Origin of the sequence: Sphingosinicella ginsenosidimutans, assembly GCF_007995055.1 — a bacterium.
In the GTDB taxonomy this organism is placed as follows: Bacteria; Pseudomonadota; Alphaproteobacteria; order Sphingomonadales; family Sphingomonadaceae; genus Allosphingosinicella; species Allosphingosinicella ginsenosidimutans.
Genome location: NZ_VOQQ01000001.1, coordinates 1,181,331 through 1,208,106, shown reverse-complemented (window position 1 = coordinate 1,208,106; position 26,776 = coordinate 1,181,331). Strand labels below are relative to the sequence as shown.

Annotated in this window: 34 protein-coding genes and 1 pseudogene; 22 read left to right on the top strand and 13 right to left on the bottom strand. The window is 69.1% G+C overall.

Features of this window, described 5'->3' with window-relative positions; translation table 11 throughout:
• Positions 1-19: 19 nt before the first annotated feature.
• From FRZ32_RS06015 to FRZ32_RS05990, 6 genes are read right to left on the bottom strand one after another with little or no spacing between them, the layout of a single operon-like run.
• Complete coding sequence (locus FRZ32_RS06015) at positions 20-1,159, bottom strand: GNAT family N-acetyltransferase (RefSeq protein WP_147042668.1); 1,140 nt, start codon at positions 1,157-1,159, stop codon at positions 20-22.
• Positions 1,156-1,890, bottom strand: coding sequence for a glycerophosphodiester phosphodiesterase family protein (locus tag FRZ32_RS06010; protein WP_147042667.1), 735 nt, complete (start codon positions 1,888-1,890; stop codon positions 1,156-1,158). Before FRZ32_RS06010 ends, FRZ32_RS06015 begins: the two co-directional genes overlap by 4 nt.
• Positions 1,862-2,332 carry a RidA family protein gene (locus tag FRZ32_RS06005; RefSeq protein ID WP_147042666.1) on the bottom strand — a complete coding sequence of 157 codons (471 nt, stop codon included), beginning with the start codon at positions 2,330-2,332 and terminating at the stop codon, positions 1,862-1,864. The genes FRZ32_RS06010 and FRZ32_RS06005 overlap by 29 nt, the downstream gene beginning before the upstream one ends.
• A gap of 33 nt (positions 2,333-2,365) precedes the next feature.
• Positions 2,366-3,106: an SDR family NAD(P)-dependent oxidoreductase gene (locus tag FRZ32_RS06000; RefSeq protein WP_147042665.1), complete on the bottom strand. Its 741-nt coding sequence runs from the start codon at positions 3,104-3,106 to the stop codon at positions 2,366-2,368.
• On the bottom strand, positions 3,103-3,723 hold the full coding sequence (locus FRZ32_RS05995) for an HAD family hydrolase (protein ID WP_147042664.1): 621 nt from the start codon (positions 3,721-3,723) through the stop codon (positions 3,103-3,105). The genes FRZ32_RS06000 and FRZ32_RS05995 overlap by 4 nt, the downstream gene beginning before the upstream one ends.
• Positions 3,720-3,986, bottom strand: coding sequence for a DUF3572 family protein (locus FRZ32_RS05990; RefSeq protein WP_147042663.1), 267 nt, complete (start codon positions 3,984-3,986; stop codon positions 3,720-3,722). The genes FRZ32_RS05995 and FRZ32_RS05990 overlap by 4 nt, the downstream gene beginning before the upstream one ends.
• Before the next feature lie 16 nt (positions 3,987-4,002).
• On the opposite strand from FRZ32_RS05990, the pseudogene FRZ32_RS05985 reads away from it, so the two are divergent.
• Positions 4,003-4,362 (top strand): annotated as a pseudogene (locus FRZ32_RS05985) (response regulator); the annotation flags it as partial.
• A 178-nt stretch (positions 4,363-4,540) separates the two neighbouring features.
• Here FRZ32_RS05985 and rpmG read toward each other — a convergent pair.
• Positions 4,541-4,708 (bottom strand): 50S ribosomal protein L33, encoded by a 168-nt coding sequence (gene rpmG, locus FRZ32_RS05980; RefSeq protein WP_147042662.1) that lies wholly within the window; start codon positions 4,706-4,708, stop codon positions 4,541-4,543.
• Positions 4,709-4,876: 168 nt separating this feature from the next.
• Between rpmG and FRZ32_RS05975 the strand changes: the two genes are divergently transcribed.
• The 5 genes from FRZ32_RS05975 (at position 4,877) to FRZ32_RS05955 (ending at position 8,230) form a co-directional block, all read left to right on the top strand.
• Complete coding sequence (locus FRZ32_RS05975) at positions 4,877-5,200, top strand: hypothetical protein (RefSeq protein ID WP_147042661.1); 324 nt, start codon at positions 4,877-4,879, stop codon at positions 5,198-5,200.
• A 7-nt stretch (positions 5,201-5,207) separates the two neighbouring features.
• Positions 5,208-5,768 carry a TMEM165/GDT1 family protein gene (locus FRZ32_RS05970; protein ID WP_147042660.1) on the top strand — a complete coding sequence of 187 codons (561 nt, stop codon included), beginning with the start codon at positions 5,208-5,210 and terminating at the stop codon, positions 5,766-5,768.
• 127 nt (positions 5,769-5,895) lie between these two features.
• Positions 5,896-6,390, top strand: coding sequence for a Dps family protein (locus FRZ32_RS05965; protein WP_147042659.1), 495 nt, complete (start codon positions 5,896-5,898; stop codon positions 6,388-6,390).
• Between the two features lie 57 nt (positions 6,391-6,447).
• Complete coding sequence (locus tag FRZ32_RS05960; protein ID WP_147042658.1) at positions 6,448-6,621, top strand: DUF1328 family protein; 174 nt, start codon at positions 6,448-6,450, stop codon at positions 6,619-6,621.
• A 34-nt stretch (positions 6,622-6,655) separates the two neighbouring features.
• Positions 6,656-8,230: a cisplatin damage response ATP-dependent DNA ligase gene (locus tag FRZ32_RS05955; protein ID WP_147042657.1), complete on the top strand. Its 1,575-nt coding sequence runs from the start codon at positions 6,656-6,658 to the stop codon at positions 8,228-8,230.
• Here the strand turns inward: FRZ32_RS05955 and FRZ32_RS05950 are convergent.
• Together FRZ32_RS05950 and FRZ32_RS15635 are read right to left on the bottom strand one after the other, a co-directional pair.
• Positions 8,227-8,562 (bottom strand): hypothetical protein, encoded by a 336-nt coding sequence (locus FRZ32_RS05950; protein WP_147042656.1) that lies wholly within the window; start codon positions 8,560-8,562, stop codon positions 8,227-8,229. The two genes, FRZ32_RS05955 and FRZ32_RS05950, sit on opposite strands and share 4 nt — an antisense overlap.
• Before the next feature lie 138 nt (positions 8,563-8,700).
• Complete coding sequence (locus FRZ32_RS15635) at positions 8,701-9,441, bottom strand: cold-shock protein (protein ID WP_147042655.1); 741 nt, start codon at positions 9,439-9,441, stop codon at positions 8,701-8,703.
• Between the two features lie 232 nt (positions 9,442-9,673).
• Here FRZ32_RS15635 and FRZ32_RS05940 point away from each other — a divergent pair, with 232 nt between their 5' ends.
• The 12 genes from FRZ32_RS05940 (at position 9,674) to FRZ32_RS05885 (ending at position 19,790) form a co-directional block, all read left to right on the top strand.
• Positions 9,674-10,468: a TerC family protein gene (locus FRZ32_RS05940; protein ID WP_147042654.1), complete on the top strand. Its 795-nt coding sequence runs from the start codon at positions 9,674-9,676 to the stop codon at positions 10,466-10,468.
• A gap of 31 nt (positions 10,469-10,499) precedes the next feature.
• Positions 10,500-11,117 (top strand): ribonuclease D, encoded by a 618-nt coding sequence (locus FRZ32_RS05935; protein ID WP_147042653.1) that lies wholly within the window; start codon positions 10,500-10,502, stop codon positions 11,115-11,117.
• A 39-nt stretch (positions 11,118-11,156) separates the two neighbouring features.
• Positions 11,157-11,810 (top strand): LPS export ABC transporter periplasmic protein LptC, encoded by a 654-nt coding sequence (locus FRZ32_RS05930; protein WP_147042652.1) that lies wholly within the window; start codon positions 11,157-11,159, stop codon positions 11,808-11,810.
• Complete coding sequence (locus tag FRZ32_RS05925; RefSeq protein WP_147042651.1) at positions 11,807-12,412, top strand: LptA/OstA family protein; 606 nt, start codon at positions 11,807-11,809, stop codon at positions 12,410-12,412. The genes FRZ32_RS05930 and FRZ32_RS05925 overlap by 4 nt, the downstream gene beginning before the upstream one ends.
• A 140-nt stretch (positions 12,413-12,552) precedes the next feature.
• Positions 12,553-13,278 (top strand): LPS export ABC transporter ATP-binding protein, encoded by a 726-nt coding sequence (gene lptB / locus FRZ32_RS05920; RefSeq protein WP_424141300.1) that lies wholly within the window; start codon positions 12,553-12,555, stop codon positions 13,276-13,278.
• Positions 13,279-13,281: 3 nt separating this feature from the next.
• On the top strand, positions 13,282-14,805 hold the full coding sequence (rpoN, locus tag FRZ32_RS05915; protein WP_147042649.1) for an RNA polymerase factor sigma-54: 1,524 nt from the start codon (positions 13,282-13,284) through the stop codon (positions 14,803-14,805).
• 64 nt (positions 14,806-14,869) lie between these two features.
• A complete protein-coding gene (locus tag FRZ32_RS05910; protein ID WP_147042648.1) occupies positions 14,870-15,160 on the top strand; it encodes a hypothetical protein in 291 nt (96 codons plus the stop codon).
• A gap of 75 nt (positions 15,161-15,235) precedes the next feature.
• Entirely contained in the window at positions 15,236-16,438 is a 1,203-nt protein-coding gene (sucC, locus tag FRZ32_RS05905) for an ADP-forming succinate--CoA ligase subunit beta (RefSeq protein ID WP_147042647.1), read from the top strand.
• Positions 16,439-16,515: 77 nt separating this feature from the next.
• On the top strand, positions 16,516-17,265 hold the full coding sequence (locus tag FRZ32_RS05900) for an electron transfer flavoprotein subunit beta/FixA family protein (RefSeq protein ID WP_147041976.1): 750 nt from the start codon (positions 16,516-16,518) through the stop codon (positions 17,263-17,265).
• Complete coding sequence (locus FRZ32_RS05895; RefSeq protein WP_147042646.1) at positions 17,262-18,197, top strand: electron transfer flavoprotein subunit alpha/FixB family protein; 936 nt, start codon at positions 17,262-17,264, stop codon at positions 18,195-18,197. The genes FRZ32_RS05900 and FRZ32_RS05895 overlap by 4 nt, the downstream gene beginning before the upstream one ends.
• 89 nt (positions 18,198-18,286) lie before the next feature.
• Positions 18,287-19,078, top strand: a complete 792-nt coding sequence (locus FRZ32_RS05890; RefSeq protein WP_147042645.1) for a nucleotidyltransferase family protein — start codon at positions 18,287-18,289, stop codon at positions 19,076-19,078.
• Positions 19,062-19,790, top strand: coding sequence for a metallophosphoesterase family protein (locus FRZ32_RS05885; RefSeq protein WP_147042644.1), 729 nt, complete (start codon positions 19,062-19,064; stop codon positions 19,788-19,790). Before FRZ32_RS05890 ends, FRZ32_RS05885 begins: the two co-directional genes overlap by 17 nt.
• Here the strand turns inward: FRZ32_RS05885 and FRZ32_RS05880 are convergent.
• Genes FRZ32_RS05880 through hemC form a run of 3 tightly spaced genes read right to left on the bottom strand, consistent with a single transcriptional unit; the run spans position 19,787 to position 22,312 of the window.
• Positions 19,787-20,740, bottom strand: a complete 954-nt coding sequence (locus FRZ32_RS05880; RefSeq protein ID WP_147042643.1) for a hypothetical protein — start codon at positions 20,738-20,740, stop codon at positions 19,787-19,789. The genes FRZ32_RS05885 and FRZ32_RS05880 overlap by 4 nt on opposite strands.
• 13 nt (positions 20,741-20,753) lie before the next feature.
• On the bottom strand, positions 20,754-21,437 hold the full coding sequence (locus FRZ32_RS05875) for a uroporphyrinogen-III synthase (protein ID WP_147042642.1): 684 nt from the start codon (positions 21,435-21,437) through the stop codon (positions 20,754-20,756).
• The gene (gene hemC / locus FRZ32_RS05870) at positions 21,434-22,312 is read right to left on the bottom strand and encodes a hydroxymethylbilane synthase (protein ID WP_147042641.1); all 879 of its coding nucleotides are present in this window, start codon (positions 22,310-22,312) and stop codon (positions 21,434-21,436) included. Before hemC ends, FRZ32_RS05875 begins: the two co-directional genes overlap by 4 nt.
• A gap of 43 nt (positions 22,313-22,355) precedes the next feature.
• Here hemC and tsaD point away from each other — a divergent pair, with 43 nt between their 5' ends.
• Both tsaD and FRZ32_RS05860 read left to right on the top strand, forming a co-directional pair.
• Positions 22,356-23,390, top strand: a complete 1,035-nt coding sequence (gene tsaD / locus FRZ32_RS05865) for a tRNA (adenosine(37)-N6)-threonylcarbamoyltransferase complex transferase subunit TsaD (RefSeq protein WP_147042640.1) — start codon at positions 22,356-22,358, stop codon at positions 23,388-23,390.
• A complete protein-coding gene (locus tag FRZ32_RS05860) occupies positions 23,387-24,367 on the top strand; it encodes an NAD(P)H-dependent glycerol-3-phosphate dehydrogenase (RefSeq protein ID WP_147042639.1) in 981 nt (326 codons plus the stop codon). Before tsaD ends, FRZ32_RS05860 begins: the two co-directional genes overlap by 4 nt.
• A 26-nt stretch (positions 24,368-24,393) precedes the next feature.
• Here FRZ32_RS05860 and FRZ32_RS05855 read toward each other — a convergent pair whose 3' ends face one another.
• Complete coding sequence (locus FRZ32_RS05855) at positions 24,394-24,561, bottom strand: DUF1674 domain-containing protein (protein ID WP_147042638.1); 168 nt, start codon at positions 24,559-24,561, stop codon at positions 24,394-24,396.
• Positions 24,562-24,629: 68 nt separating this feature from the next.
• On the opposite strand from FRZ32_RS05855, the gene htpX reads away from it, so the two are divergent.
• A complete protein-coding gene (gene htpX / locus FRZ32_RS05850) occupies positions 24,630-25,523 on the top strand; it encodes a zinc metalloprotease HtpX (RefSeq protein ID WP_147042637.1) in 894 nt (297 codons plus the stop codon).
• Complete coding sequence (locus tag FRZ32_RS05845; RefSeq protein WP_147042636.1) at positions 25,520-26,731, top strand: RsmB/NOP family class I SAM-dependent RNA methyltransferase; 1,212 nt, start codon at positions 25,520-25,522, stop codon at positions 26,729-26,731. The genes htpX and FRZ32_RS05845 overlap by 4 nt, the downstream gene beginning before the upstream one ends.
• Positions 26,732-26,776: the final 45 nt, after the last annotated feature.

Sequence of the window (26,776 nt, the reverse complement as noted above, 5' to 3'; positions counted from 1 at the left end):
GCCGGGTTCGGCAAGCGCCTCAACCCTTTCGGAACGGCCCCATCTCGCCGAGCGCCGCGATCTCGTGGGCGACGGCGGCGCGCTCGCGCTCCAGATAGTCGGCGACGGCGCGGCGGAATCCCGCATCCGCGATGTAATGCGCCGACCAGGTCGCGACCGGCCGGTAGCCCCGGGCGAGCTTGTGCGATCCCTGTGCCCCCGCCTCGACCCGGGCGAGGCCGCGTTCGATGGCGGCGTCGATCGCCTGGTAATAGCACAGCTCGAAATGGAGATTGGGCACCTCCTCGGTGCAGCCCCAGTAGCGGCCGTAAAGCGTGTCCGCGCCGATGAGGTTGAGCGCGCCGGCGATCGGCCGCCCGTCGCGAAGCGCGAGGATCAGCAGGATCCGGTCCGCCATTCGCTCCCCGATCATCGAGAAGAAGGCGCGGGTGAGGTAAGGGCGGCCCCATTTGCGGGCCCCGGTGTCCTGATAGAATTCCCAGAAGGCGTCCCAATGCGCCTCGGTGAGGTCCGCGCCGGTGACGTGCTGGATGACGAGCCCCGACGCCGCCGCCTCGCGCTCCTTGCGGATCGCCTTGCGCTTGCGGGACGAGAGGGCGGCAAGGAAATCGTCGAACGATGCGTAGCCGTCATTGGTCCAATGAAACTGGCTGTCGGCGCGGATCAGCCAGCCGGCGGCCTCGAAGATCGGCACCTCGCCTTCGGCGATGAAGGTGGCGTGGGCGGAGGACAGGCCGTTGGTGTCGACCACCCGCTCGGCCGCCGCGATCAGCGCGGGGGCGAGCGACGGGCTGCGCGTCAGCAGCCGCCGGCCCGGCACGGGGGTGAACGGCACCGCGATCTGGAGCTTGGGATAATATTCCCCGCCGGCCCGCGCCCATGCCTCGGCCCAGGCATGGTCGAACACATATTCGCCTTGGCTGTGGCTCTTCACATAGGCCGGCATCAGCGCTTCGGGCCGGCCGTCCGGTCCGTCGATCGCGATCGGCAGCGGCTGCCAGCCGGTCCGCACGGTCGCGCTTCCCGATTCCTCGAGCGCCGAGAGAAAGGCGTGGGTGACGAACGGATTGTCGGTACCGGCGCAGCGATCCCAGTCGGCGGCGTCGAATCTCGACACACCGTCGACGAGCCGGGCGACGACCGGCTCGCCGCCGCTCATGCGGGCACCTCGTAGATGATCTGATCGGCGTTCGCCGCCGCCCGCGCGCGGTCCGCTTCGGTGCGGACGGTCCAGGTCAGCACCGGCATCCCGCCGGCGCGGCAGCCGCTTGCGAAGCGCGAGGGAAAATCGCGCACGTCATAAGCGAGGAAGTCCGGCTTCGCGACGCGCAGGGAGAGATGGCGCTCGATCCGGCCGCGAAAGCCCTTCTTGCCCTCCTCCGTCACCACGAGCCCGCGCAGCACGTCCGGCGCGTGGCTTCGAAACCAGCGCCCGATCTCCGGATTGAACGACATCACCGCCACCGCGCCGATATAGGAACGAAGCGCGCGATTCACCGCCTCGCAGAGCGGCGCGACCTGGCGGCCGGGCGATTTGACCTCGATCAGCAGCGGCGCGCGGCCGGCGATCAGGGCGAGCACCTGCTCCAGGGAAGGAATGGTCTCGCCGGTGCGGCCGATGCGGATCCGCTCGAGCTCGCGCATGGCGAGGCCGCAGACCCGCCCCGGCAGGCCGGCGAGCCGATCGAGCGCATAATCGTGGATGACGGCCGCGTCGCCGTCGGCGCTCACCTGGGTGTCGAGTTCGATGCCGCTGCCGGCGGCGATGGCGGCCTCGAATGCGCCGCGCGTATTCTCGATCAGGCCGTCATGGCCGTGCAGGCCGCGATGCGCGAACGGCCTCGCGACCAGCGCGGCGAGCCTATCCGCCCGTGACGGCGACGATGGCATCGATCTCGACCGCCGCGCCGAGCGGGAGCACCGGCACGCCGACGGCGCTGCGGACGTGGCGGCCCTTGTCGCCGAACACTTTCTCCATCAGCTCGGACGCGCCGTTGGCGACCTTGGGCTGCTCGGTGAAATGGGGATCGGAAGAGACGAAGGCGCCGAGTTTCACGATCCGTGCGACGCGATCGAGCGATCCGAGCGCCTGCTTCATCTGCGCGATCAGCATCACCGCGCAGCGCTCGGCGGCCTCGCGGCCATGCGCCACGTCGAAATCGGCGCCGAGCCGGCCGGTGATCAGCGATCCGTCCGCCCGGAACGGCAGCTGGCCCGATATGTGGAGCAGGCCGCCGATTTCCAGCGTCGGCACATAGGCGGCGATTGGCGCGGCCGGCTCGGGCAAGGTGATGCCGAGCTCGGCGAGACGGGCGGAGATCGAGTCGCTCATGGGTTGGGCCTAAGCACCCGGCGGCGCGTCGGGTCAACTCCCTGGTCGCGCCACCGCGAAGCCAGCGAAGCTCTGGTTCACCGGCATCGGCTCGATCGTGTTGATGTTGAGATGGGGTGGCAGGGTCGCGATCCAGTGGATCATCCCGGCAATGTCCTCGGCCGTCATCGGGTTCATGTCCGCATAGAGCGCATCGGACGCGGCCTGGTCGCCATGGTTGCGCACGACGGTGAATTCGGTCTCGGCCATGCCCGGCTCGATCGATGTCACGCGCACGCCGGTGCCGTGCAGGTCACAACGCAGGTCGAGCGACAGCTGCCGGACGAATGCCTTGGTCCCGCCGTAGACGGCGCCCCCGCGGTAGGGATAGGTCGCCGACACGGACGACAGGTTGATGATCGCCCCCTTGCGACGGATGATCCCGGGCAGCAGCGCGTGGGTGAGCGTGACGAGGCCGGTGACGTTGGTGTCGATCACATTGGTCAATTCGCCCAGATCGGCCTCATGGAGCGATTCCAGCGGCGGGGCGAGGCCGGCATTGTTCACCAGGAGGTCGACATCGCCCGCCTCCGCCGCCGCGCGCCGGAGCGCGTCCGGATCGCGCATGTCGAGGCGCGTGGTCCTGAGGCCGCCGCCGAGCTCCGCGGCAAGCGCGTCGAGCCGGTCCTGCCGGCGCCCGGTGCCGATCACGCTCCAGCCGTCCCGCACGAACAAGCGCGCGGCGGCCTGGCCGAAGCCCGCGGTGATGCCGGTGATGAAGGCGGTCTTGGTCATGGTCTCGCTTTCTCCAGATGGTCCAGGATCCAGGTCATCGCGCTCGCCCAGTCGTCGATCCGCGCATCGGCGTGGGGCGCGGGCGAGGTGCGCTGGGCAAGGCGGGGCTCGGCGATCATGTGCAGCCGCCAGGCCTCCGGCGCATGTTTCGCAACCGATTCGTGATGGACGGCGAGATCGTCGACGAAGACGACGGGGCCGGGCTTCATCTCGTCGATCAACGCGCGGACCGGCCGCCCCTTGCCGCCCTGGTTGCACAAGACCCGGTGCCGGATGTCGAAGGCGGCGAGCTGCGCCACGCGATTCGCCTGATAATCGTCGCCGATATTGGTGAGGATCACGATGTCGGCCACCTCGGCGATCCGGGCGAGTGCGCCGGCCGCGCCGGGCACGATATTCTGGCGGTGCATCTCGCGCTCGAAGAACAGGTCGAGCAGTGGCCAGACCCGCTCCTCCGGCACGATCCGCCCGTCCTTGTGGCGCAGGGCGCCGGCAAAGCCCGGGGCGTCGAGCGCGAAGTGGAGGTCGGCGGCCTCGTCCACCCATTCGGCGAAATGCTGAACGAAATGGAGGATCACCTCGTCGCAATCGCTGATGAGGAGCGGCCGCCGGCTCATGCGTCGAGCCTCCGCCGGGCCTCGGCAAGATCCTGGGGCGTCGCGCCGATCGCGTCGGCGCAGGCGACGAGGTCCGGCTCGTGCGATTCGAGGAACCCGATCGCGGCGGCCAGCGTGGATGGATCGCCGGCGCTGGCGCGCAGGACGTCCGGGCTCAGGCCGGTCAGCGCCAGGAACCGCTCGGCGCGCGCCGGCTCGCCCAGCGTCCAGGCCAGGGCGCGCAGCGCCAGGGTCGCGGCGTGGTTTGTGTCGCTCAACGTCATCGCCTAGAGATGCCGCGTGGGACAAAAAATCCTGGTTGTCGAGGACAACGAGCTCAATCTGAGGTTGTTCTGCGATCTGCTTCGCGCCCATGGCTATCAGGCCGAGCCGGTGCGCGACGGTCGCGAGGCGGTGGCGCGGGCGCGCGCCTTCCGGCCGGACCTCGTCGTCATGGACATCCAGATGCCGCACGTCACCGGGCTCGAGCTAATCGAGCAGATGAAGGCCGATGCGGAGCTCATGGCGACGCCGATCATGGCGGTCACCGCTTATGCGGCGAAGGGCGACGAGGAGCGGATCCGCGATGCCGGCGCGGAAGGCTATGTCTCCAAGCCGATTTCGGTCGTGAAGTTCGTCGAGGCGGTCGGCACGCTGCTCAAGATCGCCGCGCGCCGCGCCGAGGCGGCCGATTCGGCGGCGCTGGAGGCCGCGGCGCCGGAGCCGGAAGCGGCGGAGGCGTCAGCCGGGCCGGAAACGCAGGAAGCGGCCGAACCCGAAGGCCAGGCCGCTCCCCAAGAGCCCGAGACAGGCGCGCCGGGTTCGCCCGGCGACGAGCCTATTTGATCTTGGCTTCCTTGAACTCGACGTGCTTGCGCGCGACGGGATCATATTTGCGGAAGCTCATCTTCTCGGTGATGTTCCGCGGATTCTTCTTGGTCACGTAGAAGAAGCCGGTGTCGGCGGTGCTGACGAGCTTGATCTTGACCGTGGTCGGCTTGGCCATGACAGCCTCTTTCGAAATGGCGAAAAAACAAAAGCGGCGAAACCGCCGCCTTTCGAGCCAGCGCCTGTGACGCCGCGCGGCGATTCTGTCAAGGGCGGGGCGCCTTAACGCGGCGCTAACCATGGCCGGCGCATGGTGCTGCCGTCGCAACGGGCATGAGGCGGGGCCATGCAGTGGGAACATGACGGGATGCTGCTCGTGAGGGCCGAACTGAGCGAGCGGCTCGACGCGCTCCAGCAGGCCGCCACGCGGATGACGATGCGCGATTTCGTTCGCGGCATCGGCGCGATCCGAACGCTTGCGAGCGCTTATGGGATGATGCCGGTCGTCTGCCTCGCCGATGCCTTCGAGCGCGCGATCCGCAGCGAGCCGCGCGGCTGCCCGGCCGGCCTCTATTTCGATCGGTTGCGCGACGCGATCGGCTGCGAGCCGCTGGACGCGGCGGCGAGCCAGACGCTGATGGCCTCGATCTCGGTCCGTCTCGGCGCCTGAGCGCCGCATGAACCCGCTCGTCCCCGCCTTCATCGCCGCCCTGTTCGCGGCCTGGGGCGAGAAGACCCAGCTCATCGTCGCCCAGCTTTCGGCACGCACGGGCAGGCCCGGCCGCGTCCTTATCGGCCTGTTCCTCGCCGCACTCGCCAGCAGCGCCGTCGCCGCCTGGGCCGGCGCGCTGATCGCCTCCACCATCACCATCCGGGCGATGACGCTGATGGTCGCGCTCGCCCTGCTGTTCGCCGGCGTCGCCGGCTTCATTCCGCGCCGGGTGAACGAGGGCGCGACCAGGATGCCGCTGCTCCCGGCCGCCTTCATCCTTTGCCTCGCCGCCGAGACCGGCGACCGGGTCCAGTTCCTCACCTTCGCGGTCGCCGGACGGTTCGATTCGCCGGCGCTTGCCGCGGCCGGCGCCGCCGCCGGGCTGACGCTCGCCTGCGTCCCGGCCGCCTTGCTCGGCGACGATTTCGCGCGCAGCGTGAAGCTGCGCCTCGTCCGCCCCGTGCTCGCGATCCTGTTCCTTGTCGCCGGCCTCATCGTCGCGTCCCTGGCGCTGAGTGGCCACTGAACGGTTCGTTCGATCACAAAGAGCGGAATTGCTCGTGCCGGCAGCGCAACTTTGCGGTGGAAGGCGGGGTGATGCGCACCTATTTTGAGGGCCGGACGCGACACCCGCGACTCAAGGAGGCCCCGATATGCTGAAGCCCGACGCCAAGCTGGCGACCCCGACCGATCTTTCGAGCAATGCGACCAAGAGCGTCGCGGATGTGCTGAACACCATCCTTGCCGACACCTTCGCGCTCTATCTCAAGACCAAGAATTTCCACTGGCACGTCTCGGGGCCGCATTTCCGCGATTATCACCTGCTGCTCGACGAGCAGGCGGCCGATATCTACGCGACCACCGACGAGATCGCCGAGCGCATCCGCAAGACCGGCAACACCACCTTGCGCTCGATCGGCGACATCGCGCGGCGCCAGACGATCAAGGACAATGACAAGGACTTCGTCGAGGCGAAGGCGATGCTTGTCGAGCTGCGCGAGGACAATCTGAAGCTGGTCGAGCAGTTCCACGAGGCCAAGGAGATCGTTGACGCGGCCAAGGACAATGCGACCTCCGGCCTGCTCGACGACTGGACCGATCGCGCCGAGCGTCGCGCCTGGTTCCTCTTCGAGGCGAGCCGGAGCTGACGGAACCGACGCCCGCCCCGGATGGTTCGGCCTCCACAACGAAAGGAGGTCGGCTCCATGCTACGCTGGGCTCTCATCTGTCTCGTGATCGGGCTGGTTCTCGCCGTGCTCGGTTTCGGCGGGATCGGCGGCGCCTTCATCGAGGTCGCCAAGATCCTGTTCTATATCTTCCTGGTCCTGTTCCTCGTGTTCCTGGTTCTCGGCATTGCGGCCGGGCGACGGATAACATGACGATGCGGCCGGCCCTGCTGCGGCGGGACCGGCCGTGAGGCCCTTCTCCCAGTTGCTCGATGCGCTGGTCTACACCCGCGCCCGCAACGACAAGCTCAAGCTGATCGGCGACTATCTTCGCCGAACCCCCGATCCGGACCGCGGCCATGCGCTCGCCGCGCTGACCGGCGGCCTCGACCTCAAGGCGGTCAAGCCGGCGATCATTCGCGGGCTCGCCGAATCGCGGGTCGATCCGGTCCTCCTGGCGATGAGCCGCGACTATGTCGGCGACATGGCCGAAACCGTGTCGCTGCTCTGGCCGGCGCCGGAGGGGGAGACGGACGACGGAACGCTGGGACTGGCCGATGTCGTCGAGCGGCTCCAGCGCCTCGGCCGCGCCGAGGCCCCGGCCGCGCTCGCCGCGATGCTCGATCATCTCGATGCCAGCGGGCGGTTCGCGCTGCTGAAGCTGGCGACCGGCGCGCTCCGGGTGGGCATTTCCGCCCGCCTCGCCAAGGTCGCGCTCGCCGATGCGTTCGGGCTCGATGTCGATTCGGTCGAGGAGGTGTGGCACGGGCTGAAGCCGCCTTATCTGCCGCTCTTCGCCTGGGCGGAGGGGCGCGGCGCGCAGCCGACGCCGGGCGATGTCCCCGTCTTCCGCCCGTTCATGCTCGCGCACCCGCTTGAGGAGGGGGCGCTTTCGCTCGACGATTATGCCGCCGAATGGAAATGGGACGGCATCCGCGTCCAGATCGTTCGCGCCGGCGGCGAGACCCGGCTCTACAGCCGCGCCGGCGACGATGTGACGGCAAGCTTTCCCGACGTCGCCGAGGCGTTCGCCAGCGAGGGCGTGCTCGACGGCGAGCTGCTTGTCCGCGGCGTCGCGCAGGGCGGCGAGGCGGGAAGCTTCAACGCGCTCCAGCAGCGGCTCAACCGGCGCACCGTCTCGGCCAGGATGCTTGCGGATTTCCCCGCCTTCGTGCGGCTCTACGACATCCTCTTCGACGGCGCGGAGGATCTGCGCGCGCTGCCCTGGACCGAGCGTCGCGCCCGGCTCGAAGCCCTTGTGCCGACGCTCGATCCCGTTCGGTTCGATCTGTCCGCCTTGATCGAGGCGCCCGATTTCGCGGCGCTTGCGGACATCCGCGCCGGCGCGCGCGACGCGGCGGTCGAGGGCGTGATGCTGAAGCGGCGCGACAGCCCCTATGTCGCCGGCCGCCGCACCGGCCTGTGGTACAAGTGGAAGCGCGATCCGCTGACCGCCGATTGCGTGCTGATGTATGCGCAGCGCGGCTCGGGCAAGCGCTCGTCCTTCTATTCCGATTATACGTTCGGCTGCTGGACGCCGGACGGCGCGCTGCTCCCGGTCGGCAAGGCCTATTTCGGCTTCACCGACGAGGAGCTGAAATGGCTCGACCGGTTCGTGCGGACCCGCACGGTCGCGCGATTCGGGCCGGTGCGCGAGGTCGAAAAGACGCTGGTCCTCGAAATCGCGTTCGATTCGATCCATGTCAGCACGCGGCACAAGTCCGGCCTCGCCATGCGCTTCCCGCGGATCGCGCGAATCCGCAGCGACAAGCCGGCGGCCGAAGCGGACACGATCGAGGCGCTGAAGCGGCTGGCGACCTAGGTCGTCGGGCGCGCGGGCTCGAGCGTGCGGCCGATCGCGCGGAAATCATGGCCGGCGCGCTGCATCTCCTCGCCGCAGCGGCTGAGGAGCGCGGTCCGCGCCGCGCCCGTGGGGGCTTCGCCAGCCGTCTCGATGTCGAAGCTCGGCGCGGCAGCGTCGATCCGGCCGAGGAAATATTGCGCGCCCATCCGGCCGACCGATTGCACGCGGGGATCGGGATCCTCGGCAAAGTCCGCCATCAGCCGGAAGCAGCCGAGATCGAGCGGCGCAGGCCCGGTGCGGGCGATCGGTTGAGGCGCGGCGAGCAACGCCGCCAGGAGAAGGCTGACCATGATGTCAGCAATAAACGGCAAATATGGAGGATCGTTCAGTCGGCGCGGTTGATCCGCGGTTAACCATGCCGGCGCCCATGCAGGAAGGGCGGCGCCTCGCGGCACCGCCCCTCCCATGATCGGATATAAGCCTCGCGCTTACTGGATCGGCGTCAGGTTCACGGCCGCGGTCTTGCCGCGGCGATCGACCTCGAGCTCGAACTCGATTCGGTCGCCTTCGTTGAGCGAGATCATGCCCGCCCGCTCGACCGCCGAGATGTGGACGAACGCATCGGGCTGCCCGTCGTCGCGCGTGATGAAGCCGAAGCCCTTCGTCGCGTTGAAGAACTTGACCGTGCCGGTCGCCTTCTCGCCGGTCAGCTGGCGCTGCGGCCCGCGATCTCGGGGGCCGCGATCCTCGACCGGCATCGGCTCGCCCTCGATCTTGAGGTTCGTCGCCGAAACCCGTCCGCCGCGATCGACGAGCGTGAATTCCAGCGGCTGGCCCTCGGCGAGGCCGGTCAGGCCGGCCTGTTCGACCGCGGAGATATGGACGAACACGTCCTCGCCGCCATCGTCACGGACGATGAAGCCGAAGCCCTTCTGACCATTGAAGAATTTGACGATGCCCTTGCCCTCGCCGACGACCTGGGGCGGCATCCCGCCGCCACCGCCGCCGCCGCGCGGGCCGCCGAAACCGCCGCCGCCGCCGCGAAAACCGCCGCCGCCGCCGCCGAATCTATCGCCACCGCCGAACCGGTCACCGCCGCCGCCGAATCGATCGCCACCGCCGAAGCCGCCTCGTTCAAATCCGCCGCCGAAATCGTCACCGCCGATATTGTCGCGCTTGTCTCTGCCGCGACCACCGCGCTCGCCGCGGCGCCCTCTGTCGAAACCCATGTTGATCTAATACTTTCCCGCGCCCATTCCCCTGTCAGAACCACCGCGCCGGGCAAAAGCGCGCAAAGGCTTCGCGCCGGGACGCCGGCACGTTCGGACTCCTATAGACGAAAAAAAAGGCTGCGGCGAGCGCTTTCGCCCGGAAATCTGCCACATTTCCGCAAACGTTGCCGAGGGACGCGGCTTCGGGCATGCCAAAGTGGACCCCCAACCGCCCTTTGAGGACCGCAGGATGATCGAAGCGCTCGGCATTTTCACCCAGGCCGAGGCCTGGGCCGCGCTGGTGACCTTGATCGTGCTGGAGGTCGTTCTCGGCATCGACAACCTGATCTTCGTCTCGATCCTTTCGAACAAGCTGCCGGAACATCAGCGCTCCAGCGCAAGGCGGGTCGGAATCGGTCTGGCGCTCGGGATGCGGCTCGTCCTGCTGTCGGCCATCGCCTGGCTGGTGGGTCTCACCCAGCCGGTTTTCGATCTCGGCCTCGCCGGCCCGGCCGATGCGCACGGCAATCCGGGGTTCGAGACGAGCTTCTCCTGGCGCGATCTCATCCTCATCGCCGGCGGGCTCTTCCTGGTGTGGAAGGCGACCAGCGAAATCCACCACAATGTCGATCCGGCGCCGTCGGGCGATGTCTTCGCCTCGACGCGCAAGGTGCTCGGCTTCGGCGCGGCGATCGTGCAGATCATCCTGCTCGACATCGTCTTCTCGATCGATTCGATCCTGACCGCGGTCGGCATGACCGACGATCTTCCGGTGATGATCGCCGCCGTGCTGGTCGCGGTCGGCCTGATGATGGTCGCGGCCGATCCGCTCGCCAACTTCATCGGCCGCAACCCGAGCGTGGTGATGCTCGCCCTCGCCTTCCTGCTGATGATCGGCATGGTGCTGATCGCCGATGGCTTCGGCGTCCATGTTCCCAAGGGCTATATCTATGCGGCGATGGCCTTTTCGGCGTTGGTCGAAGGGCTGAACATGCTCTCGCGCCGCCGCGCGTCCGCGCGCGGCGACGACGCCGCAGGCCATTGAGCGCGCGCCCGCTTCGCCCTATGCGGTCTCGATGACCGTTCATTTTCACGAGGAAGACCTGCCCGAAGGCGTGCTCGCTCCGGGCCCCGTCGCCGTCGACACCGAGACGATGGGCCTGCAGCTCGGCCGCGACCGGCTCTGCGTCGTCCAGATCTCCGATGGCCGCGGCGACGAGCATCTCGTCCGCTTCGCCGTGGGCAGCGCTTATGACGCGCCGAACCTCAAGGCCGTGCTGGCCGATCCGGAACGGCTCAAAATCTATCATTTCGCGCGCTTCGACATCGCCTCGATCCGCGCCTATCTCGGCATCGTCGCAGCGCCCGTCTATTGCACGAAGATCGTCTCGCGGCTGGTGCGCACCTATACCGACCGGCACGGGCTCAAGGATCTGGTGCGCGAGGTCCTCGGCCAGGAGATTTCAAAGCAGCAGCAGCAGACCGACTGGGGCGGACCCGAGCTCAGCGACGCGCAGAAGGATTATGCCGCGGCCGACGTGCGCTATCTGCACGCGCTGCGCGAGAAACTGGACGAGCGGCTCGCCCGCGAGGGCCGCGTCGCGCTTGCCCAGGCCTGCTTCGATTTCCTGCCGGCGCGCGCATTGCTCGATCTCGCCGGCTGGGGGGAGCAGGACATTTTCGCCCATATATGAGTTCGGGCGTCATCGAGGTGCTGATGAGCGACGCCGGCCATGTCTGAGCTTGCCGATCGCGAGCGGCGCGTGCGGCGCGGCTGGGCCGCGCCCGGCGGCAGCCACGATCTCGTCATCCGCCTGCTCAAGGTCGGCCTGCCGGCGGCGATCGGCGTGACCCTCGCCTTCCTCGCCTTCTCGCCGCTGGAGAACAAGAAGGAGGTCAGCTTCATCCTCAACAAGAACACCGCCCAGCACGCGGAGGAGAGGATGCGCGCCGCCGCCGCCGAATATCGCGGCCAGGACAATAAGGGGCGGCCGTTCGTCCTCAATGCCGCCTCGGCGATCCAGCGCAGCTCGGCCGAGCGGATCGTCGACATCCACGGCGTGACCGCGCGGATGGATCTCGAAAGCGGCCGCGCCGATCTCGCCGCGCCCCATGCGCGCTACGATATCGACAATGATCTGGTGGACGTCGTCGGGCCGGTCCGGCTCACCACCGCGGACGGCTATCGAATGGACACGCGCGACGTGCGCGTCGACCTGCGCGCCCGGCAGATGACGAGCCGCGGCGCCGTCGACGGGCAGATCCCGCTCGGCAATTTCTCCGCCGGCCAGATGCGGGCCGAGCTGGGCGATCGCCGCGTCATCTTGACCGGCGGGGCGCATCTTCGCATCGTCCCGGCCAACCAGCCCCGAAGGACCGCCAGATGACTTTCCCGCGCACGTTCGCAATCGGCGCCGCCTTCGCGCTCCTGCTCGCCTCGAGCGCGTCGGGGCAGCGCGCGACGTCGGGCAGCAACAGCCTGTTCCGCCACGATTCCAACGCGCCGATCGATGTCAGCGCGGCGCGGATCGAGGTGCAGGACCGCGCCGATCGCGCCATCCTTTCGGGCAATGTGGTCGCGACCCAGGGCGACATGCGGCTGACCAGCGCCAACCTCATCGTGCTCTATTCGAACAATCCGGGCGCGGCGGCCGGGAGCACGGGTGGCGTCCAGATCCGCCGGCTCGAAGCCTCGGGCGGGGTGACGATCACCCAGCCGGGGCAGACGGCGCGCGGACAGTTCGCGATCTATGATGTCGATCGCAAGATCGTGACCATGATCGGCAATGTCAGCCTGGTTCGCAACGATGCCCGCGTGCAGGGCGGCCGGCTCGTGCTCGAAATGGACACCGGCCGCGCGGTGCTCGATGGCGGCGCCGCCGGCGCGCCGGGCCAGCGGGCGAGCGGCGGGCGGGTCAGCGGCCGCTTCACCGTGCCGCAGACGCAGGGCCGTCAGGGCCAGGGACAGGGCGGCGCCACGGGCCATTGACGACGGCCCGGATGAATTTTCGGACATGCAAAAGTCTTGCCGGTTGAGGCGCGGCGGCGCATCGCCTACCTAGCTCAGCGGGACCAATGAACGAGACCCTTCCCATCCAGCGGCCCGAGGCCGAGGCGATCCCCGAGGATATGACGCGGGGGCTCCACGTCGTGTCGATCGCCAAGTCCTATGACAAGAAGGCGGTGCTGAGCGGCGTCAGCCTCTCGGTGCGCCGCGGCGAGGTGCTCGGCCTGCTCGGGCCCAATGGCGCGGGCAAGACGACCTGCTTCTATTCGATCATGGGCCTGGTGAAGCCCGACAGCGGCCGCATCCTCCTCGACGGCGAGGATATTACCGGTCTTCCCATGTACCGGCGCGCGATCATGGGCCTCGGCTATCTGCCGCAGGAAACCTCGATCTTCCGCGGCCTCACCGTCAGCCAGAACATCATGGCCGTCCTCGAAGTCGCCGAGCCGGACAGGAAGGCGCGCGCCGACCGGCTCGAGCAGCTTCTCGAGGAATTCCATATTGGCCGGCTTCGCGATGCGCCGGCGATGGCGCTGTCGGGCGGCGAACGGCGCCGCTGCGAGATCGCGCGCGCGCTCGCCGCCAACCCGTCGATCATGCTGCTCGACGAGCCGTTCGCCGGCATCGACCCCATTTCGATTTCCGACATCCGCGATCTCATCGTCGAGCTGAAGAAGCGCGACATCGGCGTGCTCATCACCGATCACAATGTCCGCGAGACGCTCGACATCGTCGATCGCGCCTGCATCATCTATGGCGGCCAGGTGCTGTTCGCCGGCAGCCCGGAGGATCTCGTCGCCGACGAGAATGTCCGGCGCCTCTATCTCGGGGAGAGCTTCGAGCTGTAGGTCATGGCGCTCGGACCTCGTCTCGATCTTCGCCAATCGCAATCGCTGGTGATGACGCCGCAGCTGCAGCAGGCCATCCGCCTGCTCGCGCTGTCGAACCTCGAGGTCGAGACGTTCATCGCCGAGGAGATCGAGAAGAATCCACTGCTCGAAACCGCCGCGGGGGACGAGGCGCCGCCGCCCCCGGCCGAACCGGAAGCGACCGGCCCGGATACCGATGGCGACGGCTTCGACGACGAGCCCGCTCCGCCGGAGATCGACGCCGGCGGCGGCGATTCGGCGCTCGACATCGATCCGGACGGCGAGGATTTCCACCAGGACAGCCCGGTCGATTCGGGCCGCGGGCTCGACGGCGGGCTCGGGCTCGACGGAATCGGATCGGGCGGCGGCGGGGCCGGCGAGGACGGGCCGGATTTCGATGCCTTCGCGAGCGAGCAGGTGTCGCTCCACGATCACCTGCTTCACCAGGCGGGCGAAATCCTGTCGGGCGGCGATCTGATCCTTGCCGCGCACCTCGTCGAGCAGATCGACGAGACCGGCTATTTCGCCGGCAACCTGCTCGAAATCGCCCAGCGGCTCGGCGTCCCGCTCGCCGAGGTCGAACGGGTGCTCGCCGTGCTCCAGACGCTCGATCCGGCCGGCGTCGGCGCGCGCAGCCTCGCCGAATGCCTCGCGCTCCAGGCGAAGGACGCCAATCGCTACGATCCGTGCATGGCCCGGCTGCTCGCCAATCTCGATTATCTCGCCAAGGGCAATATCGCGGCGCTGAAGCGCATCTGCCAGGTGGACGACGAGGACATGGCGGACATGATCCGCGAGCTTCGCGGCTATGATCCGAAGCCGGGCCTCCGCTTCTCCTCCGCCGGCGAGCGGGTCGACGCGATCGTTCCCGACATCTTCGTCGCCCGCCGCGGCCCGGTCTGGGCGGTCGAGCTCAACAATGCGACGCTGCCGAAGCTGCTCGTCAACCGCAGCTATTATCAGGAGCTCGCCAGCGGGCCGCAGGACCGCCAGTCCCGCGCCTGGCTCAACGAATGCCTGCAAAGCGCGAACTGGCTGCTGAAGGCGCTCGACCAGCGGGCGCGCACCATCGTGAAGGTCGCCAGCGAGATCGTGACCCAGCAGGAAGGCTTCTTCCGCCACGGCGTCTCGCACCTGAAGCCGCTCACCCTGCGCGCCGTCGCCGAAACGATCGGGATGCACGAATCGACGGTGAGCCGGGTCACCTCGAACAAATATCTCTCCTGCGAACGCGGCCTGTTCGAGCTCAAATATTTCTTCACCTCGGGCATCCAGTCGGCCGACGGCGGCGATGCCGTCTCGGCGGAGGCGGTGAAGAGCCGGATCAAGGCGCTGATCGCGGCGGAAGACCCGAACCGCATCCTTTCCGACGATCAGCTGGTCGAAATGCTGAAGGGCGAAGGCTTCGACATCGCCCGCCGCACCGTCGCCAAATATCGCGAGGCGATCGGCCTCGGCTCGTCGGTCCAGCGGCGCAGGCAGAAGGCGATCGGCCGGGCGGCCTGACCTGTCCGGGCGGTTGCGAGGAGTTCATTTGCCGCCCCGGGCGCGCGCGCGTAACGATTTGCCGATGCGCGCCGGATTTGCCCTCGTGGCCCTCGCCCTCCTCGCCTCCTGCGGCCTGCCGGAGGCGCGGCTGCGCGCGGGGCTCGAACATGCCGGCATCCATCCCCGCATGGCCGGCTGCATGGCCGAGCGGATGGCGAGGCGGCTTTCGATCGCGCAGCTGCGCCGGCTCGGCGATCTGCCCCGCGCGCGCCAGGCCGACAGTCTCGACCAATATCTCCACGACGTGCGCGCCCTCGGCGATCCGGAGATCGTGCGGGTGACGAGCCTCGCCGCCGCGCGCTGCGCGCTCTAGCCGTCGCCATTCGCGAAAATTGTGCTGCATCGCAGCGCTTCCCATTGCGACGACTCTATGCTTTAGGCACCGCCCATGGACATCCACGAATATCAGGCCAAGGATCTCCTGGCCAAGTTCGGCGTCCCCGTTCCGGCGGGCTATGCCGCGATGAGCGTCGATGAAGCGGTGGCCGCCGCGGGCAAGCTCCCCGGGCCGCTCTATGTCGTCAAGGCGCAGATCCACGCCGGCGGGCGCGGCAAGGGCAAGTTCAAGGAATTGGGGCCGGATGCCAAGGGCGGCGTCCGCCTCGCCCGCAGCCTCGACGAGGTCCGCGCCCATGCGGCGGAGATGCTCGGCAACACGCTGGTGACGGTGCAGACCGGGCCGCACGGCAAGCAGGTCAACCGGCTCTACGTCACCGACGGCGTCGACATCGCGAAGGAATTCTACCTCGCCCTGCTCGTCGACCGGAAGACCGGCCGGATCGCCTTCGTCGCCTCGACCGAGGGCGGCATGAACATCGAGGACGTGGCGCACCAGACGCCGGAAAAGATCCATACGTTCGACGTCGATCCTGCGACCGGCCTGATGCCGCATCACGGCCGCGCCGTCGCCAAGGCGCTCGGCCTCACCGGCGATCTCGCCAAGCAGGCGCAGACTGTCGCCGCGAAGCTCTATGACGCCTTTCTCGGCACCGATGCCTCGCAGATCGAAATCAATCCGCTCGCCGTCACCGAGGATGGCAAGCTGATGGTCCTCGACGCCAAGGTGGGCTTCGATTCCAATGCCATGTTCCGGCACAGGGATCTGGAAGAGCTGCGCGACGTCACCGAGGAGGATCCGATGGAGCTGGAGGCGAGCAAGTACGATCTCGCCTATATCAAGCTCGACGGGAATATCGGCTGCATGGTCAACGGCGCCGGGCTCGCCATGGCGACGATGGACATCATCAAGCTCAACGGCGCCTTTCCGGCCAATTTCCTCGATGTCGGCGGCGGCGCCAGCAAGGAGAAGGTGACCGCGGCGTTCAAGATCATCCTCTCCGATCCCGCGGTGAAGGGCATCCTCGTCAACATCTTCGGCGGGATCATGCGCTGCGACATTATTGCGGAGGGGATCGTCGCGGCGGCGAAAGAGGTGGATCTCAAGGTTCCGCTCGTCGTCCGGCTCGAAGGCACCAATGTCGAGGAAGGCAAGCGCATCCTCGCCGAATCCGGCCTCGCCATCGTGCCGGCCAACGATCTCGGCGATGCGGCGCGCAAGATCGTCGCGGAGGTTGGTAAAGTAGCTGCGTAGCTCTTTGTGCTCCTGCGAAGGCAGGAGCCCTGACTGGGTTCCCGCTTCCGCGGGAAAACAAGAAAAGGGATGAGAAGATGAAGGTCCTGGTCGCCGTGAAGCGGGTGATCGACTATAATGTGAAGCCGCGTGTGAAGGCGGATGGCACGGGGGTCGATCTTGCCAACGTCAAGATGAGCATGAACCCGTTTGACGAGATTGCGGTCGAGGAGGCGATCCGTCTGAAGGAGAAGGGCGCGGCCGAGGAGATTGTTGCGGTTTCGATCGGCCCGGCCAAGGCGCAGGAGACGCTTCGCACCGCGCTTGCGATGGGCGCGGACCGCGCGATCCTGATCCAGACCGACGACGAGGTCGAGCCGCTGGCGGTTGCCAAGCTGCTGAAGGGCGTCGCCGACGAGGAGCAGCCGGGCCTTGTCATTCTCGGCAAGCAGGCGATCGACGATGATTCGAACCAGACCGGGCAGATGCTGGCGGCCCTGCTCGGCTGGCCGCAGGGCACCTTCGCCTCGAAGGTCGAGCTCGCCGGCGACAAGGTGGACGTGACCCGCGAGGTCGATGGCGGGCTGGAGACGGTGCGGCTGAACACGCCGGCGGTCGTCACCACCGATCTTCGCCTGAACGAGCCGCGCTATGCGAGCCTGCCCAACATCATGAAGGCCAAGTCCAAGCCGCTCGCGACCAAGGCGCCGGCGGATTATGGCGTCGACACGAGCCCGCGGCTCACCACGCTCAAGGTGAGCGAGCCGCCCCGGCGCCAGGCCGGCGTCAAGGTCGCGGACGTGGATGAACTGATCGGCAAGCTGAAGAATCTGGGAGTGGTGGCATGAGCGTCGCGATCGTCCTCGTCGAACATGAAGGCGGCGCGATCAAGGACGCGACGCTTGCCGCCGTCACCGCCGCGGCGAAGCTCGGCGAGGTCCATGCGCTGGTCGCCGGCCAGGGCGTCGGGCCGGTTGCCGAGGCCGCCGCGAAGATCGCCGGCGTTGCCAAGGTCCATGTCGCCGACGATGCGGCCTATGCGCACCAGCTGGCCGAGAATGTCGCGCCGGTCGCGGCCGCGCTGATGAAGGACCATGGCGATTATTTCGTCGCGCCGGCGACGACCACCGGCAAGAATGTCGCGCCGCGCGTCGCCGCCTTGCTCGATGTCATGCAGGTCAGCGACATCCTGTCGGTCGAAGGGCCCGACACCTTCACCCGGCCGATCTATGCCGGCAACGCGATCGCGACGGTGAAATCGTCCGATGCCAGGAAGGTCATCACCGTCCGCACCACCGCATTCGAGAAGGCGGCGGCAAGCGGCGGATCGGGCAGCGTCGAGCCGGTCTCCGGCGGCGGCGATGCCGGGCTCTCCAGCTTCGTCGGCGCGGAGCTCTCGAAGTCCGAGCGGCCGGAGCTGACCAGCGCCAGGGTGATCGTCTCGGGCGGCCGCGCGCTCGGCTCGTCGGAGCAGTTCCACGCGCTCATCGATCCGCTCGCCGACAAATTGAAGGCCGGCGTCGGCGCCAGCCGCGCCGCGGTCGATGCCGGCTATGCGCCCAACGACTATCAGGTCGGCCAGACCGGCAAGATCGTCGCCCCCGAAGTCTATATCGCGATCGGCATCTCCGGCGCGATCCAGCATCTCGCCGGCATGAAGGACTCCAAGACCATCATCGCCATCAACAAGGACGAAGACGCCCCCATCTTCCAGGTCGCCGACATCGGCCTGGTCGGCGACCTCTTCAAGATCGTCCCCGAGCTCACCGAAAAGCTCTGACCGCGCACGGGGCCGGCCCAGCCGGCTCCATCTGCTCGTCCGGATCGGCGGCGGAACGCTTTGCACGGGCGCGCCGTTTTCGATCCGCCATGAGCACGCAGCTTCCAGCGCTGGACCATTCGGCCTTCGAGCCGCCGCCGGACGCGGTCGATTTCTATGTCGAATGCCTGCGCCTGCTGGGCGAATCGGGCCTGCCCTTCCTGCTGTCGGGCACCTATGCGCTCGCCTGCTACACCGGCATCGTCCGCCCGACCAAGGATCTCGACATCTTCTGCAAGCCGTCGGACGCGCCGAAGATCCTCGGCTTCTTCAAGGCGCGCGGTTATCGAATCGATATCGAGGACGAACGCTGGATCGGGAAGGTCTGGAAGGACGATCGCCACTTCTTCGACGTCATCTACAATATCTCGACCGCCAGCATCCCGGTGACCGAGGACTGGTTCGCCGAGGCCTATGAGGTCGAGGTCTACGGCACCAACGTGCGGATCACCCCGCCGACCGAGTTCGTGCTCTCCAAGATCTTCCTGCAGGACCGCTACCGCTATGACGGGGCGGATGTCGCCCATGTGATCCTCAAGAAGCATGCGGAGATCGACTGGCGCCGCCTGCTCAACGCGCTCGAACTCTATTGGGAGGTGCTGCTCGGCCACGTCCTCAATTTCCGCTTCATCTACCCGACGATGCGCGAGTGCATCCCGCGCTGGCTGCTCGACGAATTGCTCGATCGCCTCCACGCCCAGGCCGAGATGCCGACCGCGCGGATGCAGATCTGCCGTGGCCGCCTCTTCTCCCCGCGCGACTATATCACCGACATCACCGAATGGGGCTTCGCCGATGTCGTCGGCAAGGGGATCGAGGAGCGCCATGAGCCAAAGCTCTGAGCCGCTGCGCCTCGCCGCGGTCGGCGACCTGCACGTCACCGAGGCGAGCGAGCATCGCTATCGCGACATGTTCGATGAGATTTCGCGGGAGGCCGATGTCGTCGCCCTGTGCGGCGATCTCACCAATTTCGGCAAGCCGCGCGAGGCCGAGATACTGGCGGAGGATCTGCGCGCCTGCACCATCCCCGCGCTCGCCGTGCTCGGCAATCACGATTATGAATGCGGCCAGCCGGAGGAGGTGGCACGGATCCTCCATTCGGCCGGCGTCACGGTGCTGTCCGAACAGGCGGTGATCGTCGAAGGCGTCGGCTTCGCCGGGGTGAAGGGCTTTCTCGGCGGATTCGGCCGGGGCGAGCTCGGCGCGTTCGGCGAGGCGCCGATCAAGGCCTTCGTCGATGCCGCGCTGGACGAGGTCCGCCGGCTCGAAAACGCGCTCCGATCGCTCAAGACCGAACGAAGCGTCGCCATCCTCCATTATTCTCCGGTCGTCGACACGCTGGAGGGCGAGCCGCTCGAAATCTATCCCTTCCTCGGCTGTTCGCGGCTCGCCGATGCGATCGACCGCTTCGATCATGTCGCCGCGGTCGTCCACGGCCACGCCCATCGCGGCGCCCACCGGGGGCGGACGCCCCGCGGCACGCCCGTCTACAATTGCGCGACGATGGTGGCGTCGGCGGCGACCGGGCGGCCTTACGCCCTGATCGAAATCTAGCGGGTCTCGGCCGGGGCCGGCTGCGCGGCCGGCGCTGGCGCCGAGGCGCCCGGCTGGGCGGCGGGCGGCCCTTCGCCGGCGCGGGGCTCCAGCAGGGCGGCGGTCTCGATCGTGTCGAGCGCGGCGCGCGCATCGGCATAGAGCCGGGCCTTGCGGATCCAGTCGGCGGCGCGGGCGCGGCCCGGCAGGCGCATCACCTCGGCCAGCGCGACATCGACCTGGCCGACCTCCAGCCGCTGGCGGGCGCGGCGCAGCCGCTCGGCCGGCTCCGGGGACGGCGATCCGGCGCGGCGCACCGTGATCAGCGTGCCGAGCTGCGCCGTGAAGGCCTGCCACCAGCCGGCACCGCTCGGCGGGCCGATCAGGCGGGGCGCGAGGTCCTGAAGCTCGGTCTGCAGGTCCTGCAGGGTCACCGGATGTTGCGCGGCAAGGATGATCATGCCGACGGCGCGCGGCTGCGACTGGCCGAATCGCTGGCGGAGCAGCCCTTCGAGGAAGCCGAGGCCGACGCCGCGATCGAGCGCGCGCCGGGCCGCGAAGGCGACGAGCAGCCCTTCGGCCCGGTCCGCATTGCCGACGGCCGATCGCGATTGAAGGTCGATCTCGCTCATCCGCTGCTCGAGCGCGCTCACCCGGCGCGAGACCTCGGGATCGATGATCACGCGCTGCGGCGCATCGGCGTCGCCGGGGCTCGCGGCGGACGGCGAGGATGCGGGCTGGACGAGCGCGGACGGCGCCTGCGCCTGCGTCTGGCTCCGCGGCTGCGGGGTCTGGGCCGCGGGCGGCGGTGCCTGGGCGACGCCGAGCATCCGCGCGCCCTCCTGCCAGTGTGTCAGCAGCCAGCCCATCGCGGCGACGCCGAGCAGGAAGCAGAACAGGGCGAGCAACGCATAAAGGCCGATCGGCCGGCGTGGCGGCGCGCTGTCGATCGCTTCATATTCGCCGTTCATGCCTCGCCCGCTCTCATTCGTCGTCGCCAGTCTGGCACAGCTTGGCGGCAAGCTCCAGCAACGCTTCGTCGCGCGGCCTTTGCGCGATTGCGATATCCGCCCATCCCGCCCCGGCGGCCTGCGCGGCGGCCGGGCTGATCGCGGCGATGCGGGTCCGCGTCCGCCACGCGTCGGCCAGCCGCGCGAACAGCGTCGCCGCCCGCGACGAATGGAGCAGCGCGACGGCGCCGCGTTCGAGCGCGGCCTTTGCCGCCTCCGGCAGCCGGTCCACCGGATCGGCGGCATAAACGGGGATTTCGACGATCGCGATGCCGGCCGGCGCAAGATCGGTGCGGTCGGCGCCGCACAGGTGGAGCGCGGAGGCGATGCCGTCCGCGCGCATCGCCGCGATCAGCGCGGCGCCGTCGGCCGGGCCGGTCCGCACATCGGTGAAGCCGGCGGCGCGTGCCGCCTGCGCCGTTGCTTCGCCAACCGCATGGCAGGGCAGGTGACGCAATGACGTCATGCCGTCGCCTCCGCACCGCGCCGCATTGGCGCTGGTCAGTATCACGGCCTCGAACGCGGCCTGCGGACATGTCCATGGCAAGGCGCGGATGGCGAAGAGCGGCGCGATGACGGGACGCAGGCCGATCGCCGACGCGCGCGCGGCGGTCGCATCCGCGCCGGGCTGTGGGCGAAGGATCAGCAGCGGCCTCATGGTCCCGCGAACATCGCGCGGAGCGCCGGGCTCGCCTGCGCCAGCAGCCGCGCGGCAAGCTCGGCGGGGTCGGCGCTTTCGCCCGATCGCACCTCCCGCCCATCCGCGCTGAGAATCTGCGCGCGCAGGATCACCGATCCGTCGACGACCGTGGCCAGCGCCGCGACCGCCGAATGGCAATCGCCGCCGAGCGCGAGCAGGAAGGCGCGTTCCGCCGCGACGCACCGATGCGTCTCCTCATCGTCGATCGCGGCGAGGAGGCGCATCAGGTCCGCGCGGCCGGCCAGGCATTCCACCCCGATCGCCCCCTGCGCCGGCGCCGGCAGCAGATCGAGCGGGACGCCGATGTCCATGCCGAGCCGGTCGAGCCCGGCGGCGGCGAGCAGGGTCGCCTCGGCCTCGCCGCGCGCCAGCTTGGCGAGCCGCGTCTGGACATTGCCGCGCAGCGTGACCGGCTTGAGGTCGGGACGCACCGCCAGCAATTGCGCCGATCGCCGGGGCGATGAGGTGCCGATCACCGCGCCCCTGGGCAGCGCCGCGATGCTCGCCGCGCCGATCAGCCGGTCGCGCGTGTCCGCCCGCTTCAGCATCGCCGCGATGACGAGGCTCGGCGGCCGGATCGTCTCGACATCCTTCATCGAATGGACCGAAATGTCGGTGCGCCCGTCGATCAGGCAGCGGTCGAGCTCCTTGGTCCACAGCGCCTTGCCGCCGACATCGGCGAGCGGCCGGTCCTGGATCAGGTCGCCGCTCGCGGTGATCGGCACGATCTCGCTGGCAAGGCCGTGCGTGACGCTGAGCGCGTCCGCCACCATATGCGCCTGGGCAAGGGCGAGTGGCGAACCGCGGGTGCCGATCCGGATGGGGCTGGTCATGCGGCGCTTGTGCTAGCGATTGTGACAGTGGCAGGGAAGCATGATGAGCCTGATCCTCGGCATCGAATCCAGTTGCGACGAAACCGCGGCGGCATTGGTCGCCTCGGATCGGCGCATCCTCGCGCACCGGCTCGCCGGGCAGGAGGCGGCGCACCGGCCCTATGGCGGCGTCGTCCCGGAAATCGCGGCGCGCGCCCATGTCGAGATCCTGCCGCGCCTCGTCGAAGAGGCGCTGGCCGAGGCGGGCGTCGGCCTGGGCGACGTCGATGCGATCGCGGCGACCGCGGGGCCCGGCCTCATCGGCGGGGTGATGGTGGGGCTCCTCACCGCCAAGGGCCTCGCGCTCGCCACCGGCAAGCCGCTGGTCGCGGTCAACCATCTCGAAGGCCATGCCCTTTCGCCGATGCTCGCCGATCCGGATCTCGCTTTCCCCTATCTGCTGCTGCTCGTCTCGGGCGGCCATTGCCAATTGCTTTTCGTCGAAGGCGTCGGCCGCTACCGCCGGCTCGCCACCACGATCGACGATGCCGCCGGCGAGGCGTTCGACAAGACCGCGAAGCTGCTCGGCCTCGCCTATCCCGGCGGCCCGGCGGTCGAGCGCGTGGCGGCGGCGGGTGAGGCCGCGGCCGTGCCGCTGCCCCGTCCCCTCGTCGGCAGCGACGAACCGCATTTCTCCTTCGCCGGGCTCAAGAGCGCGGTGCTCCGGGCCAAGGAATCGGGCCGCCATGCCGATGCCGACATCGCCGCCTCCTTCCAGCAGGCGGTGGTCGATTGCCTGGTCGATCGCACCCGGCGGGCGATCGTCGCCGCGCCCGGAGCCACCGCGCTCGTCGTCGCCGGCGGCGTCGCGGCCAATCAGGCGATCCGCGCCGCCCTCGCCGATCTCGCGCATCGCCACGATCTTCCCTTCGTCGCCCCGCCTTTGTGGCTGTGCACCGATAATGCGGCGATGATCGGCTGGGCCGGCGCGCTCAGGTTCGAGGCGGGCCTGATCGACGGCCTCGACGCCCCGGCCCGCGCCCGCTGGCCGCTCGATCCCTTGGCGGAAAAGGCGCGCGGCGCGGGGGTCAAGGCATGAAGATCGGGATCGTCGGCGCCGGCGCCTGGGGCACCGCCCTGGCGCAGACCATCGCGGCGGAGGGCGCGCAGACGCTGATCTGGGCGCGTGAAGCCGACGTCGTCGACTCCATCACCACGTCCCACGAAAACCGCCTCTTTCTCCCCGGAATCCCGCTCAGCCCCACGCTGCGCGCCACGCAAAACCTCGCGGAACTCACGCATTGCCACGCATTTCTCGTCGTCACGCCGGCGCAGCATCTGCGCGCCGTCCTCTCCGCTTTGCCCGCAGGCGGCCAGCCGCTCGTGCTCTGCGCCAAGGGGATCGAGGAGGGGACGGGCCTCTTGATGCACGAGGTCGCCCGCGCCGTCCGGCCCGGCTCGCCGGTCGCCGTCCTCTCCGGCCCCACCTTCGCGCATGAGGTGGCAAGGGGCCTGCCGACGGCGATCACCCTGGCGGCGGAGGATCGCGACCTCGGCGAGCGGCTGATCGCCCGCATCGCGCGCCCGCATTTCCGGCCTTATTATACCGACGATGTCGCCGGTGCCGAGGTCGGCGGCGCGGTCAAGAACGTGCTCGCCATCGCCTGCGGCGTGGTCGAGGGCCGCGGCCTCGGCCAGAATGCCCGCGCCGCGCTCATCTCGCGCGGGTTCGCCGAAATGACCCGCTTCGGCCTCGCCAAGGGCGCGCGGGCGGAGACGCTGGCCGGCCTGTCCGGCCTCGGCGACCTCGTGCTCACCTGCTCCTCCACCGCGTCGCGCAATTTCAGCCTCGGCAAGGGGCTTGGCGAGGGCCGCTCGGCCGCCGATCTCCTCGCCGACCGCCGCACGGTGGCGGAAGGCGCGTTCACCGCGCCGGTGCTGAAGGCGGCAGCGGCAAGGCTGGGCGTCGACATGCCGATCGTGAGCGCGGTCTGCGCGCTGCTGGCGGGCGAGGCGTCGGTCGACACGGTGGTGGGCGACTTGCTTTCGCGCCCGCTCAGGAGCGAAGGCGACTGACCCCGAAAGTCGCCGCCCGGGCGCGCTCAGAAATCCCAGCAGAGCCCCTTATTCTCCCAGTCGCCATAACGGGTCGGCTCGCGCCCCTTGGGTCCGCCATGCTCGTTCGCGGGCTCGGCCGGGCCCGGCGCAGGCACTGGCGGGCTGGGGGTGAGGTAAGCGGGCGGCTTCAGATGTGCGGGGCGCTTGGCCATTGCCGGTTTCCATTTGAATATGCAGCGTCTTCTTCCCACATTTCGGTCGAGGAGGCTGCAAAGGCAAGATGAACGGTTTCAAGACGACGATGCTGCTCGCGGCATTGACCGCCTTGTTCATGGGGCTGGGCTATACGCTCGGCGGCGCCGGCGGCGCGATCGTTGCGCTCTTGCTCGCCGCGGGGATGAACCTGTTCACCTACTGGAACGCCGACCGGATCGTGCTTCGGATGCACGATGCACGCGAGGTGACGGCGGAAAGCTGCCCGAAGCTGGTCGGGATCGTCCACGGCCTCGCCGCGCGCGCGGGCCTGCCGATGCCGCGCGTCTATCTGATCGATTCGCCGGTGCCCAACGCCTTCGCCACGGGCCGCGACCCCGCTCACGCCGCCGTCGCGGCATCGATCGGCCTGCTTCGGATCCTCGATCGCGAGGAAGTGGCGGCGGTGATGGCGCATGAGCTCGCCCATGTGAAGAATCGCGACACGCTGGTGATGACGATGACCGCGACCATCGCCGGCGCGGTCTCGATGCTCGCCAATTTCGGCCTGTTCTTCGGCGGCGGCCGTGATCGCAACTGGATCGCGCTGCTGCTCGCGGTGATCGTCGCGCCCTTCGCGGCGATGATCGTCCAGCTCGCGATCAGCCGCACCCGCGAATATTCCGCCGATCGCGGCGGCGCCTTCATCAGCGGCAACCCGCGCGCGCTCGCCTCGGCGCTCGCCAAGCTTGAGGAGGGCGCGCGGCGCATCCCCAATCCGGTCGCGGCGCGCAATCCGGCGGTCGCGGCCCTCTATATCGTCCCCGGCTTCGAGGGCGGCGACAGCCTGTTCTCGACCCATCCGGCGACCGGCAACCGCATTGCCGCGCTCCAGGCGATCGCCGCCGAAATGGGCGGTCCGCCGCAGCGCTCCGCCTTGGCCCGCGCCAGCGCTCTCGATCCGCTCGGGCGGCGCGCCTGATTTCCGCCGATCCGCCAGGAACGCCCGCGCGCCGCGCGGCGGTGCGGCTGCTTGACGCTGTGCTGCGCCGCGGGCTGCCGCTCGAATCCGCGCTCGATTCGGCCGCGCGCGATGTCGCCCGACCCGAAGACCGCGCCCTCGCTTATGCCATCGCGGCCGAGGCGCTTCGCCGCCTGCCCGATCTCGACGCACTCATCGACCGCGCGACGAAGCAGCGGCTCGCCGAGGATGCAAAGGCGCGGTTCGCGCTCCGGATCGCCCTGGTCCAGCCGCTCGCGCTTGGCACGCCGCCGCACGCCGCGATCTCGACCGTCCTGCCGCTGGTCGACGGCGGCCCGCGCCGGCTGGTCCATGGCGTGTTCGGCGCGGCAATGCGGGCCGGCTGGACGCTGCCCGAGGTGCCGACGCTGCCAGCCGACGTGGCGTGCCGCTGGCGCGCGGCCTGGGGCGAGGATGTCGTCGCGGCCGCCGCGCGCCTGATCGCGTCGCCGCCGCCGCTCGACCTCTCCTTCGCGCTTCCCGGACCGCCGCCGGCCCTCGACGGAATCAGCCTCGCCCCCGGTCATTTGCGGCTGCCGCGCGGGACGAATGTCACCAGCCTGCCCGGCTTCGCGGAGGGCCGCTTCTGGGTCCAGGACATTTCCGCCTCGCGCCCCGCGCGCCTCCTCGGCGAGGGGCATGGGCGTATCGTCCTCGATCTGTGCGCCGCGCCGGGCGGCAAGACGATGCAGCTCGCCGCCGCTGGCTGGCGCGTCACCGCGGTGGATTCGTCCGAAAGTCGTCTGGCGCGACTTGCCGACAATCTCGGCCGCACCGGGCTTGCGGCCGAGATCATCACTGCCGACGTGATGCGCTGGACGCCGCCGGCACCGGTGGATGCGATCCTGCTCGATGCACCCTGCTCGGCGACCGGCATTTTCCGCCGCCATCCCGATGTGCTCCACCGCGTCCGTCCGCGCGCCATCGCCGCGCTCGCCCAGACGCAGGGCGCGATGCTCGCCCGCGCGGCGGACTGGCTGAAGCCCGGCGGCGCGCTCGTCTATTCGGTCTGCTCGCTGGAGCCGGAGGAAGGCGAAGCGGTGGCCAGCGCTTTCGCCGCAAGCCGCCCCGATTTTACCCTCGAGGAGTCGGAGCGTATCCTGCCGGGGGCCCATGAAGAGGCGGGCGGCGCCGATGCTTTCTATCTGGCGCGTTTCCGGCGCAATTAGCCGGGGATAAGTCCGCCCGCTTCCTTGCCCAGCGAGTCGCGCGGA